Source organism: Sphingomonas mollis (assembly GCF_016427505.1).
In the GTDB taxonomy this organism is placed as follows: domain Bacteria; phylum Pseudomonadota; class Alphaproteobacteria; order Sphingomonadales; family Sphingomonadaceae; genus Sphingomonas; species Sphingomonas mollis.
Genome location: NZ_JAELXS010000001.1, coordinates 506,371 through 518,477, shown reverse-complemented (window position 1 = coordinate 518,477; position 12,107 = coordinate 506,371). Strand labels below are relative to the sequence as shown.

Here is a 12,107-nt window from a genome sequence, read left to right as displayed (position 1 = left end):
TCGCCGACCCGTGCCGACGTTCAAATATCGCGGGATGTCTTCAGGAGAAGCCCGTCAGGGCGCGGTGGTCACTTCGGCCGTGGGCGCGGGGGCAGGCGCGGACACCGGGTTGGCGCTGCTGGGCGCCGCCCCCATTTCCGCGAGCGGTTCGCCGGAGCCCATCATCGACATATCGTTGCCGGCGGCCATTTCGGCCACGACATTGGCCTGAGCGGAGCCACCCACCGGCTGCTCATGCGTCGCCAGACGCAGCACGGTGCTCGCCAGGGCGATCAGCATTACCACCACGGCGAGGCCGATCATACCGACCTTGATGCGCTGGAGCGATTGCGAGGGGTCGGGCTTGCCTTTCATCTCGTCGTCGGAATGTAACAACATAGCGTGCGCTGCTCAAGCCGATCCTCAGGCCAGCCCCTTTTGCGCGCGCCACGCCGGATCGTGCAGCGTCGACAGATAGCGAAAACCCGTGTCGCACAGGATCGTCGCGATCCGCTTGCCCGGCCCCAGCGACCGCGCCAGCCGTATCGCGCCAGCGACGTTGATGCCCGATGACAGGCCGAGACACAGTCCCTCTTCGTCGAGCAGACGGCGGACCCAGTCATATCCTTCCTGATCGCCGACCCGGAATTGCGTGTCGATCGGCGCCCCTTCCAGATTGGCGGTGATCCGGCCCTGACCGATGCCCTCGGCGACGGACGACCCCTCCGACTTCAACTCGCCATGGGCATAATATTCGTACAGCGCCGCGCCGTGCGGGTCGGTCAGGGCGATCGTGACCCCTTCATCCTTCGCCTTCAGCCCCATGCCGACGCCGGCGATGGTGCCGCCGGTGCCGGCCGCACAGGTGAAGCCGTCGATGCGACCGTCCATCTGCGCCCAGATCTCCTCGGCAGTGCCGACGATATGTGCGCGGCGGTTGGCGATGTTGTCGAACTGGTTTGCCCAGATCGCGCCGGGGGTCTCCTCGGCGATCCGGCGCGAGGTGTGCACGAAATGGCACGGGCTGGCATAGGGCGCAGCGGGCACCAGGACCAGTTCGGCACCTAGCGCGCGCAGCGTGTCCATCTTTTCCCGACTTTGCGTTTCGGGCATGACGATGATCGTCCTGTACCCCTTGGCATTGGCGACCAGCGCCAGCCCGATGCCCGTGTTGCCCGCCGTCCCCTCGACGATGGTGCCGCCGGCCTGCAACGTGCCCCGCGCCTCGGCATCCTCGACGATGAACAGCGCCGCGCGGTCCTTGATCGAGGCGCCGGGGTTGGCGAATTCGCACTTGCCGAAGATGTCGCAGCCCGTCTCTTCGCTTGGTCCTTTCAGACGGACGAGCGGCGTATGGCCGATAAGGGAAAGCGTGTCGGGAGCTGTATGCATCGCCGCTAGATGGCCCGCGCCCCCGCCCCCGGCAAGCGATAGTGGCTTCGTTGCGGGCAACTCCGACTGACGGTATAACAGGTGCGCCAAGAGGTAGAAGATGGGTGTTCAGTTCAACATCAAGGACGCGGAAACCGTTCGCAAGACGCGGGAACTGGCGAGCGGCAGTGGCCGGTCGATGACCGAGGTGATCCGCGCCGCGATCGATCGCGAATGGCGCGAGCGCGAGGATCTGGTCGCTGACAAAATTCGACGGGCGAACGAAATTGTGGATCGCATTCAGGCACAGCTTCCCGAAGGATGGCGCGGCAAGACGTCGAAGGAGATCATGGACGAACTTTACGATGAGGATGGCTTGCCGCGATGATCGTCGACACATCCGCCATCATCGCGATCGTCTTTGGCGAGCCGGAGAAGGACCTTTTCCTGTCACGACTGGCCGTGGCGGAGCATCCGAGGATGTCGGCGGGTTCATGGATCGAGTTGGAGATCGTGGCGATCAGTCGCGGCACGCCCGCCATAGCCTATGAAATTGAAATGCTATTTCAGACATTTGATATCGCCATAGAGGCCGTTTCCCGCGAACAGGCGCGGATAGGGCGCGAAGCCTATCGCCGTTTTGGCCGGGGCATCGGCCATCGGGCCGACCTGAATTTTGGCGATTGCTTTGCCTATGCGCTGGCGAAAGAAACCGGAGAGCCCCTACTCTTCAAGGGTGACGATTTTGCGCATACCGATGTGATCGCCGCTATCCGCTGAGCCGGCGGAAATGCGCTGGCGCGACCAATTTGTTCCTGTATTGTTCTGCAATCGTGGTTGCACCGACTCACTCTTCTGCTGTCCTCGCCTCCCCTCCCGACAAGCAGTCGGCATGGGATGATGATCGCGACATCATGAACTTGCCACCACGACCGTTACGCTGGCTGTTCCTCGACCTGAATTCCTATTTCGCCAGTGTCGAGCAGCAGTTGCAGCCGTCGTTGCGTGGGCGGCCGGTACTGGTGGCGCCGGTCGGTTCCGATACGACCGTGGCGATCGCCGCGTCGATCGAGGCCAAGCGGTATGGCATCGGCACCGGTACGCCGGTCTGGCGCGCGAAGGAATTGTGTCCGCAGGTCATCGTCACGCCCGCGCGGCACGAACGCTATGTCGAGTTCCACGACGCGATCATCGCCGAGGTCGAGCGGCATATCCCGATCACCCGCGTCTGTTCGATCGACGAGGTCGCCTGCCGCCTGCTCGACAATGAGAACGGCCGCGACGCCGCGGTGGCGCTGGCTGGCCGGATCAAGGCGGGCATCACCGGGCGGGTCGGCGAGCGGCTGACATCGTCGATCGGTATCGCCCCCAATCGCCTGCTGGCCAAGCTGGCGTCGGACCTGCGTAAACCCGACGGACTGGTCGTCTTCGAACAAGGCGATCTGCCGCATGCGTTGTTCGATCTGCGCCTGCGCGACATCGCGGGCATCGGCGAAAAGATGGAACGGCGGCTGGCCCGCGACGGCGTCAACGATATCCGGCAGCTGTGTGATCGTCGGCCGCGCGATGCCGGTATGGCCTGGGGCGGCACAGATGGCGATCGGCTATGGTATCTGCTGCACGGGGTCGACTTGCCCGATCGGCCGACCCGGTCGCGCACCGTCGGGCATAGCCATGTCCTGTCGCCGCGCCATCGCGGTGTCGAACCGGCGCGCCTCACGGCGCGGCGCCTCGCGCTGAAGGCCGCCAGCCGGTTGCGGCGCAAGGGCTATCGCGCGCGGCTGTTGATGCTCCATGCCCGGTTCGAGGATGACAAATCGAGCTGGCGGACCTCGATCAAGCTGCCCGCGACGCAGGACAGCTTCGTCGTGCTTCATCATCTCGACACGCTGTTTCCCCGTCTGCACGCCGCCGCATCTTCCCGGCCCGGCGGGTTCCGGTTGCGTCTGGTCGGCGTGACATTGGCCGAGATCGAACCGGTCGCCGCCGAACAGGGATCGCTGTTCGCCTTTCTCGATCCGGACGATCCGCTGGCGCGCGAGACGCGGGGACTGGCGCTCAGCCGGGCGATGGACCGGATCAACCAGCGTTGGGGTCGCAATGCCGTGTCAGTCGGGCCGCTGAACGGCGGGCGGCTCGACCGGATCGGCACCCGCATCGCCTTTGGCCGCATTCCGGAGGCCGCGGAGTTTCATGAGTAAGGCAGGCTGTCGCTTGACGCACCGCAGCAGATCGGCAAAGCGTCGTCCCGCTATGAAGATGCATATCCTCCTCATCGCCGCGCCACTCGCGCTCCTGACTGCGTGCAACTCGCAGCCATCCACGCCTGAAGTGCTTGATTCCAATCCGGATCCCATGGCCAATCAGATCGCCAATGCCGCGCCGGTCGAGCTGCCGCCGGCCATCCGCGCGGACAAGACGTTCCGTTGTGCGGATGGATCGGTCATCGGCGTCGCCTTCTTCCAGGGCGATACACTGGCCAACGTCCGCATCCCGGCAACCGGCACCCCGACCCGCCTGACCGCCCCGGCGAAGGGTGAGCCCTATACCGCCGAAGGCGGCTGGAAGCTGACCGGCGACGACAAGGCCGTGACGGTGACCGAGCCGGGCAAGAAGGCGCTTAGCTGCCACACCTGATCGTTGCCGATCATGACATCATCGGGCCGGTGGAGTGATCCGCCGGCCTTTTTCTTGGCACTTGCCACCGGCACGCCCTGCCGCCACCGTGATCGGCGACCATGGATACTCTTGATCCGCAACTCGTGCTCGGCGCCTATGCGGTCGGGGTGTTCCCGATGGCCGACCATCGCGATGCCGACAGCGTATATTGGGTGGAGCCACGGCAGCGGGCCATCCTGCCCTTGGACGGGTTTCGCCTGTCACGCACCTTGCGGCGGACGTTGGTCGCGGACCGGTTCCGGGTGACGGCGGACAAGGACTTTGCCGGCATCCTGCGCCTCTGTGCCGAAAGCATCGAGGGCCGTCCGGACACGTGGATCAACGGCAGCATCGAACAGGTGTTCATCCGCCTGCACGCGATGGGCCATGCACACTCAATCGAGTGCTGGGACGGGGACCGTCTGGTCGGAGGCCTGTACGGCCTGGCACTGGGCCGTGCGTTCTTCGGCGAAAGCATGGTCAGCCGCGCGACCGATGCGTCGAAGGTGGCGCTGGCGTGGCTGGTGGCCCGATTGATCGCAGGCGGCTTCACGTTGCTCGATTGTCAGTTCCAGACACCACATCTGGCATCGCTGGGCGCGGTGGAGATGCCGCGCGCGGATTATATGGGGTTGTTGTCCGACGCGTTGGCCGGTGTCGTGGATGGCTCGCCATCGGCGGCGGGTGTGCTGGCCTCGGGCGATTTCGGCCGGCTCGACCGCGGCGGCACCGACAACGTCTCGGTATCCGGTCCGGTCGTCGGGAAGGACATCGTGCAGCTTTTGGTCCACACGTCGTAAACCGGGTGCTGGACGACGTTTAGTGCCGGTCGCTCCTTGAACAGCCAGCCGGAAAAGGCGCGACGCCACGCGCGGTCGGGTCCACGGACGTTGAGCTGCACGAAGGCGCCGGTCAGCTGATCGACCTCCCATGGCGCGGTCCGGTCGCAGGCGCGCAGCCGGACGACGACATCGCCGACGCGAACCGCATGACCCGGCTTCACCGTCAGTTCGCGGCTTTCGCCGTTCCGCTTGTTCAACAGGCCCAGTACCGCGACCCGGTCCGCCATCGGTGTGGCACCCGCGACCGCCGCCTGCGTCGCGCCGGTATCGAGTGTCTCGATATCGGAAGGCGCTCCCTCCGGCACGTCCTGTTGCACCGCGACGCCGGTCGTCGGCGTGGTCGGTCCTTGCAGCGCGCGGTAGCCGAGCCAGCCGCCGACCCCCAGCGCCACGACCAGCACGGCCGCGGCGAGCCAGCGGATCATCCCTCCGGCGTCCAGGCTTCGTAGTCGCCGGTCGCGGCGGCGCGATGGCCGCCCTTCTCCATGGCACCGGCGGGGCGATAGGCGAGTGCGGTGCCGGTCATGTTCGCAACCGCCGGCTTCTCCCACACGCGCTGGGGCGGCAGTGAGCGATCGGGCACTTCGTCGACCTGACGGTGCAGCCAGGCGAACCAGTCGGGCGGTACGCGGCTGGCATCGTTGGCGCCAAGATAGATGACCCAGCGACGGGGCAGGCCCGCCGTATCGGCGCCACCCTGATAATAGACATTGCCCAGTGCGTCGTCGCCGACCCTGGTCATGCCCCGCAGGCCATAGAAGCGCGTGCCGATGGTGGCGCCATTCCACCAGGTGAAGATCGAGGTCAGGATACCCATGCGACAGCGCTTACCGCGCCCATCGCCGCCCATCAACAACGACCTTCATCTGGCCGGTCCGGGGGCTGCCGTGGCGGATACGGGCCAGCGGACCATATCGCCCTCGCCGATACCCAGTTCAGCGGCGCGGCCGCCCGGCACTTCCAGCACGGCGGCGATCGGCTCGCCCGATGCGACGGGCGCTTCGGAAAAGGGTATCGTGTTATCGGCAATGCGCGCGATGCTGCCGTCCGCCCGGATGAAGATGATGTCGAGCGCGCTGGGCGTGTTCTTCATCCAGAAGCTCGCCTCGCGCGCCGGGCCACCTTCGGGCGGATAGGGCGCGAAGAGCATGGCCGAATCGGGGGGCAGGTCGGTGCGGAACATCAGGCCGCGCGCCTGTTCGGCGGTGGTCTGCGCCAGTTCCGCCCGAAAGACGTGGTGGGTACCACCGCTGACGATCGTGACCGGGACGATCCGGGTGGCTGCATCTTTCATACCTGAATCACCACAGCCGGCGAGCATCAGGCCGACGGACAGCCCGGCGGTAATCGCCTTCATTCGCTGGCCTCGACCACGACCGCCAGTGGCCCTTTTCGACCAGACACGATCCGCGCGCGCAGCCGCTGTTCGGGTTCGACCTCGGCGATGCCGCCGCGCCGCAACGTTTCCATATGGACGAAGACATCGCTGCCATCGCTGTCGCGGACCAGAAAGCCATAGCCCTTCAGACGATTGAACCATTTGACGCTGGCGGGTTCGAACGGCCCCGCCGTGTCGATCAGCGTGACCGGATCGATCCGGTCCTTCAGATCGCGCGCGCGTGGTGGTGGCGCTTCCTCGACGGCACCGGACAGGTCGATCGTCAGGATTTCACGCGCCTGGAAACCACGGCCCCGTTCGACCGACATCGTCTCGATCCGCGCGCCTTCGGGCAGGCTTCGCCGTCCATGCGGTTGCAGCACGCTGAAATGGACGAGGATATCGCCCATCGTGGCATCGTCCGCGACCGCGAAGCCGAAGCCGCGGGTCACGTCGAACCATTTGATTACACCTCCGACCGGCACGGCATCCGGCGCCGCACCGTCGTCGGTGTGCGCCACATGCGTTTCCGACGGCATACCTAACCCCTGATCGGCCCCTGCTAGCATGGTTCATCGATCTCGCAATATTCAGTCGGCATGACGCCGTCGAAATCGACCACGGCGTCCGGCGCCGTCGTGACGATACGTCGCGACAGACCGAACGAGTGCCCCGCCCGCACCATCGCCGCTATCTGCTTCTCCTGCAGGGGGCGATCCGCGACCGTCAGGGCAAAGGGGCCGAAGCGTCGCTTCCGCGCCATCGTCAGCGCGCTGTCGATTGTAGATCGTATCATTACGGGACGGACGGCCGCCGCATCGGCCTCGCCGACACGGGCCTGACGCAGTGCCGCGGTCACTCGTCCCGCCCCCAGACCCCGCCGGGTGAGCGATACGGCCCGTGCCTCTGCAAACGCACGGTCGTCGACATAGCCCAGCGTCACCATCCGCTCCGCCAACTCCTGCGGATCGGCGGCGGGACCATCCCATCCCCGCTCCCGGATCTTGCGGCGAAGATAGTCGGCCAGCTTGCCGCGCGTGGTCGCGAACCGCTCGACATAGCGCAGCGCCAGCCGTTCCAGCGCGGCCGAATCGAGCGGCGGTATCGTCCGTGCGGTTCGGGTTGGTCCTGTCATCGCCTTTATTGTGCCACACTGCCTAAGGAAGAGACAATCGGCGCACCTGCGCAGCTCCGAAGGATCACTTGTGACGATGACGACCGAAACTCAATCCCAGGCCGCGCCGATCGCGACGCCGACCCAGGACGAGCTTCCCCGCCGTTTCGCCGATTTCGAGACGCTGGGTGACGCACTGGATTACGCCGCGCAAGGATCGCGCGGGCTGAATTTCCACGATGCCCGCGGCACGCTGACGCAGCCTTACGCCTATGCCGCGCTGCGCGACGACGCGCTGGCCATGGCACGGCGGCTGGTCGCCGCCGGGATCAAGCCGGAGGATCGGATCGCGCTGGTCGCCGAAACATCGGCGCAGTTCGCGGCGTTGTTCTTCGGCGTGGTCTATGCCGGGGCATGGCCGGTGCCGTTGCCGCTGCCGACCTCGTTCGGCGGACGCGATTCGTACATCGACCAGTTGCGTGTGCAGCTGGCCAGTTGCGATCCCAGCATGTTGATCTATCCCCCGGAGCTGGCGTCGCTGGCCGGTGACGCCGCGGTTCAGGCGGGCGTGGCGGGTATCGACTGGGCCAGCTTTGCCGAGCGTGAGGCACCGGCGGTCGATCTGCCGCAGGCGGACGGCGATCAGGTCGCGTATCTGCAATATTCCAGTGGCTCGACCCGCTTTCCGCACGGCGTCGCCATCACTCACCGGGCGCTGCTCAACAATCTTGCCGCGCACAGCCATGGGATGAAGGTGCAGGCCAGTGACCGCTGCGTATCGTGGCTGCCATGGTATCATGACATGGGTCTGGTCGGTTGCTTCCTGTCGCCGGTCGCCAATCAGGTATCCACCGATTATCTGAAGACCGAGGACTTCGCGCGACGGCCGCTGGCGTGGCTTGACCTCATCAGCCGTAACGGGGGTACCACCCTCTCCTATTCGCCGACCTTCGGGTACGACATCTGCGCGCGGCGCATCTCGTCGCTGACCAAGGCGTCCGACCGGTTCGACCTGTCGCGCTGGCGGGTGGCGGGCAATGGCGCCGACATGATTCGCCCGGATGTGATGCAGAGCTTCGTCGATGCATTCGCCGATGCCGGATTTCAGGCGGGTGCCTTCCTGCCGTCCTATGGCCTGGCCGAGGCGACGCTGGCGGTGTCGATCATGCCGCCGGGCGAGGGCATCCGCGTCGAACTGGTCGAGGAGACCGAGTTGTCGGGCGCGCATGCCAATGACGACCGGCCGCAGCGTTTCCGCGCGATCGTGAACTGCGGCAAGCCCGTGCGTGACATGGAGGTCGCGATCCGTGAGGAAAACGGCACGCCACTGCCCGAACGGGCGATCGGCAAGGTCTGGTGCCGTGGCCCATCGGTCATGGTTGGTTATTTCCGCGATCAGGCGGCGACCGACGCCTGTCTTGTCGATGGCTGGCTGGATACCGGCGACATGGGATACATGTCGGACGGCTATATTTACATTGTAGGCCGCGCGAAGGACATGATCATCGTCAACGGCCGCAATCACTGGCCGCAGGATATCGAATGGGCGGTGGAACAGCTGCCGGGCTTCAAGGCCGGTGACATAGCCGCCTTTGCGATCACGACCCCCGGTGGCGAAGAGACGCCCGCCGTACTCGTCCAGTGCCGCAGTTCCGACGATGGCGAGCGCACGCGTCTGCGTGATGCGATTCGCGAGCGGGTGCGGTCGGTGACGGGCATGAACTGCGTGATCGAATTGATCCCGCCGCGCACGCTGCCCCGTACCTCGTCGGGCAAGCTGTCCCGGGCGAAGGCGCGCAACCTGTATCTGGCGGGCGAGATCAAGCCTTACGATATCGCCGCCTGATCGTTCGACCGCCCCCACCGATATTGCGGCACCACGGAAACCTGCTGCTAACTATCTGGCATTATAATCCGGGGGGTGAACGACGACGACGCCCCCGTGACACCCCCGCCGGCCGGCATCAGCGATCTGCTGGCGCTGCGCGAGCGTGCGGGGACGGCCGAATGGGGCAGGATCCGCGCGACCCAGCTGTTTGCGGGACGCCGGCTTGCGCTGTTCATGCTGGCGGCGAACATCACCGGTGCCATCGCCACCCTGTGGCTGCTGCGCCCCTGGATCGCGGCATGGCAGCTGGGTCTGTGGGCGGCCGTCACGCTAACGATCGCGGGCGTCGTCGCGCATCGCCGCCATTCCACCAGACACCGCCAGAACGGCTATGCGAGCCTCGCCGACGTCCGCAACACGGGGCTGGAAGGGCTGGCGCTCGGTTTCATCTGGTCGGTCGTGCCGATCGTCTTCTGCCCGCAGACCGCACCGGGGGTGGCTGCCGGTCTGGGCATCGTCATGGCCATCATGATGACCGCCGCCGCCTTCACGATGGCGCCACTGGTATTGGCCACGTTGGGTTTTCTGCTGGTGCTGGGGCTTGCGCTGATCGGCAGGCTGGCGTTCGAACATAATTTCGCGGCGTCGGCAGGATTTTCGGTCTTCTGCATCCTGCTGGTCGCCATCTGCATCAGTCGGGCGCGGGGATTGGTGGCGTTGCGGGCGGCCGAGATCGCACTGGGCGAACGGGACGAGACGGTCAGCCTGTTGCTGCGCGAGTTCGAGGAAGCCGGCGCCGACTGGCTGTGGGAAACCGACAAGGGCCGGCGGGTGGTGAAGGCCAGCCCTCGATTCGCGGTCGCCTGCGGCCTCGATCCGATCACGATCAACGGCATGCCCCTGTTGCAGGTGCTGGCGGGACCGAACTGGGATAGCGGGCAATTCGCCGCCGGCCTGCACGAACTGGCTGGCCGGCTGAACGGACGGGAGGGTTTTCGCGACCTGCGGTTGCCGGTGTACGTCGGGGGTGAGGAACGCTGGTGGGAACTGGCCGCCGCGCCACGCCATGACGAGCGCGGTGGCTTTGCGGGGTTTCGCGGCGTGGGCTCCGACATCACAGAACAGCGGGCCTCGGCGGACAAGATCAACCGCATGGCGCGGTACGACGCGCTGACCGGCCTGCCGAACCGGTTGCTCATCAACGAGACGCTGGGCCGGGCGATGGCCGAGGCGGAAAAATGGGGCGGTCGCTGCGCCTTTATGATGATCGATCTCGATCGGTTCAAGGCGGTCAACGACACGCTGGGCCATCAGATCGGCGACCGCGTATTGAGCCGGGTGTCCGAACGTCTCGCCCAGATGATGGAGAGCGGCACGCTGTGCGGCCGGTTGGGCGGTGACGAGTTCGCGGTGGTGGTGCCGGACGTCAAGGACGAGGACGCCTTGCTCCATAGCGCGCAACGGATCATCGACACCCTGTCGCGGCCCTATGAGGTCGATCAGCAGACCTTCTATATCGGCGCCTCGATCGGCATCGCGATCGGGCCGCGCGATGGCGAGGATGCCGAGACCTTGATCCGATCGGCCGATCTGGCGCTCTATCGGTCCAAGGATGCGGGTGGTGGCGTCGTCCATGCCTATGAGCCGCAGTTGCATGCGCAGGCCGAGGAGCGGCGGTTGCTGGAAATGGCGCTGCGCCAGGCATTGGAAAAGGGCGAGATGCACATCGCCTACCAACCGGTGGTCGATGCAGAGACGGGCAATCTGGGCGGTTTCGAGGCCTTGCTACGTTGGCAGAGCACCGAATTCGGTGCGGTATCGCCGGTGAAGTTCATACCCTTGGCCGAGGAGGCGCGGCTGATCGCACCGATCGGCGCGTGGGTGTTGCGCACCGCCTGCCTGGAAGCGGCACGGTGGCCGGGCCATGTCCGGGTCGCGGTCAACGTGTCGCCCGATCAGCTGCAGAACCCGCATTTCGTGACCACGGTGGCGTCGGCGCTGGCCAATTCCGGCCTGTCGCCGGAGCGGCTGGAGCTGGAAGTCACCGAGAGCGTGTTCATGCACGAGGGGCTTGGTGCCACCAAGGTGCTGGAGCGGGTGCTCGATCTGGGGGTGCGATTGTCGCTCGACGATTTCGGCACGGGCTATTCGTCGCTCGGCTATCTGTCGCGGACCCGATTTTCGACGATCAAGATCGATCGCAGCTTCGTGCAGAACGCATCGCGCGGCGAGCGCGAGGCGGTGGCGATCATCCGCGCCGTGGTGGCTCTGGCCGACAGCCTCGGCATGGCGACGACCGCAGAGGGCGTCGAAACCGAGGCGGAGCACCGCATGGTACAGGGTTTCGGCTGCACCAAGGTTCAGGGATATTATTTCAGCAGGCCGCTACCGGTCGCGGAAGCACGCGCGCTGGTGCAGAAACGATACGATTCCCGCGCGGCCTGATCGCTTTTCTGGGTTCAGAAGGTCATCCCTGTGGCGTGACTATACGCCGCGGCGGCCCGGATGAAATCGACGAAGAAACCGATCCACATCGCCGACAGGATGATGGCGGACGCGAAATAGAGCCGGAACCGGGCCTGAAGCGAACCCTTGCCGATATGTACCCGGCTATGCGCCGCCCGCAGCAGGACGAATATCCACGCCAGCAGCACCTGCGCGATGCCCGCCTGCCGCGTGCCCATCAGCAACGGGACGATCGCGAAGAACAGCACCGGCATCTCGAACAGATTGCGCAGGTTGTTCGCCGCGGTATCGACGCCGTCGAAATACCGATTGGTCGCGCTGGCGGTCGCGAAATCATCCGCGGATGGCGGCGTCCGCTTCAGATGGCCCAGCCGCTGGACGAGCATCGTCGACCAGGTCGTAAAGATCAGCGCGACCATCGCGAAGGTCGGCCACATGATATGCAAAAGGATCATAGGCCCGACGAATGCC

14 protein-coding genes and 1 pseudogene are annotated in these 12,107 nt (G+C 65.7%); 7 read left to right on the top strand and 8 right to left on the bottom strand.

Annotated elements, in window-relative coordinates; all coding sequences use genetic code 11:
• Positions 1-54: 54 nt before the first annotated feature.
• Together JAO74_RS02340 and JAO74_RS02335 are read right to left on the bottom strand one after the other, a co-directional pair.
• A complete protein-coding gene (locus JAO74_RS02340) occupies positions 55-354 on the bottom strand; it encodes a hypothetical protein (RefSeq protein WP_199035160.1) in 300 nt (99 codons plus the stop codon).
• 48 nt (positions 355-402) lie between these two features.
• Positions 403-1,371, bottom strand: coding sequence for a cysteine synthase A (locus JAO74_RS02335; RefSeq protein WP_199034623.1), 969 nt, complete (start codon positions 1,369-1,371; stop codon positions 403-405).
• 100 nt (positions 1,372-1,471) lie between these two features.
• On the opposite strand from JAO74_RS02335, the gene JAO74_RS02330 reads away from it, so the two are divergent.
• The 5 genes from JAO74_RS02330 (at position 1,472) to aat (ending at position 4,808) form a co-directional block, all read left to right on the top strand.
• Complete coding sequence (locus JAO74_RS02330; RefSeq protein WP_199034621.1) at positions 1,472-1,738, top strand: type II toxin-antitoxin system VapB family antitoxin; 267 nt, start codon at positions 1,472-1,474, stop codon at positions 1,736-1,738.
• Positions 1,735-2,130 (top strand): type II toxin-antitoxin system VapC family toxin, encoded by a 396-nt coding sequence (locus JAO74_RS02325; RefSeq protein WP_199034619.1) that lies wholly within the window; start codon positions 1,735-1,737, stop codon positions 2,128-2,130. Before JAO74_RS02330 ends, JAO74_RS02325 begins: the two co-directional genes overlap by 4 nt.
• A 134-nt stretch (positions 2,131-2,264) precedes the next feature.
• Positions 2,265-3,551, top strand: a complete 1,287-nt coding sequence (locus JAO74_RS02320) for a Y-family DNA polymerase (RefSeq protein ID WP_199035158.1) — start codon at positions 2,265-2,267, stop codon at positions 3,549-3,551.
• Between the two features lie 154 nt (positions 3,552-3,705).
• The gene (locus JAO74_RS02315; protein WP_332908710.1) at positions 3,706-3,987 is read left to right on the top strand and encodes a hypothetical protein; all 282 of its coding nucleotides are present in this window, start codon (positions 3,706-3,708) and stop codon (positions 3,985-3,987) included.
• Between the two features lie 101 nt (positions 3,988-4,088).
• Positions 4,089-4,808, top strand: coding sequence for a leucyl/phenylalanyl-tRNA--protein transferase (aat, locus tag JAO74_RS02310; RefSeq protein ID WP_199034614.1), 720 nt, complete (start codon positions 4,089-4,091; stop codon positions 4,806-4,808).
• Between the two features lie 35 nt (positions 4,809-4,843).
• On the opposite strand, the pseudogene JAO74_RS18625 reads toward aat, so the two are convergent.
• From JAO74_RS18625 to JAO74_RS02285, 5 genes and pseudogenes are all read right to left on the bottom strand, one after another.
• Positions 4,844-5,077 (bottom strand): annotated as a pseudogene (locus JAO74_RS18625) (DUF2155 domain-containing protein); the annotation flags it as partial.
• 194 nt (positions 5,078-5,271) lie between these two features.
• Positions 5,272-5,667, bottom strand: coding sequence for an NADH:ubiquinone oxidoreductase subunit NDUFA12 (locus tag JAO74_RS02300; RefSeq protein ID WP_199034612.1), 396 nt, complete (start codon positions 5,665-5,667; stop codon positions 5,272-5,274).
• Between the two features lie 45 nt (positions 5,668-5,712).
• Positions 5,713-6,207, bottom strand: coding sequence for a DUF192 domain-containing protein (locus tag JAO74_RS02295; protein ID WP_199034610.1), 495 nt, complete (start codon positions 6,205-6,207; stop codon positions 5,713-5,715).
• Complete coding sequence (locus tag JAO74_RS02290; protein ID WP_416194268.1) at positions 6,204-6,797, bottom strand: cold-shock protein; 594 nt, start codon at positions 6,795-6,797, stop codon at positions 6,204-6,206. The genes JAO74_RS02295 and JAO74_RS02290 overlap by 4 nt, the downstream gene beginning before the upstream one ends.
• Positions 6,791-7,363: a regulatory protein RecX gene (locus JAO74_RS02285; RefSeq protein ID WP_199034606.1), complete on the bottom strand. Its 573-nt coding sequence runs from the start codon at positions 7,361-7,363 to the stop codon at positions 6,791-6,793. The genes JAO74_RS02290 and JAO74_RS02285 overlap by 7 nt, the downstream gene beginning before the upstream one ends.
• A 76-nt stretch (positions 7,364-7,439) precedes the next feature.
• Between JAO74_RS02285 and JAO74_RS02280 the strand changes: the two genes are divergently transcribed.
• The gene (locus tag JAO74_RS02280; RefSeq protein WP_199034604.1) at positions 7,440-9,188 is read left to right on the top strand and encodes a fatty acyl-AMP ligase; all 1,749 of its coding nucleotides are present in this window, start codon (positions 7,440-7,442) and stop codon (positions 9,186-9,188) included.
• 75 nt (positions 9,189-9,263) lie between these two features.
• Positions 9,264-11,615 carry a putative bifunctional diguanylate cyclase/phosphodiesterase gene (locus JAO74_RS02275; protein WP_332908708.1) on the top strand — a complete coding sequence of 784 codons (2,352 nt, stop codon included), beginning with the start codon at positions 9,264-9,266 and terminating at the stop codon, positions 11,613-11,615.
• A gap of 14 nt (positions 11,616-11,629) precedes the next feature.
• On the opposite strand, the gene JAO74_RS02270 is transcribed toward JAO74_RS02275, so the two are convergent.
• Positions 11,630-12,091, bottom strand: coding sequence for an MAPEG family protein (locus JAO74_RS02270; RefSeq protein WP_199034603.1), 462 nt, complete (start codon positions 12,089-12,091; stop codon positions 11,630-11,632).
• Positions 12,092-12,107: the final 16 nt, after the last annotated feature.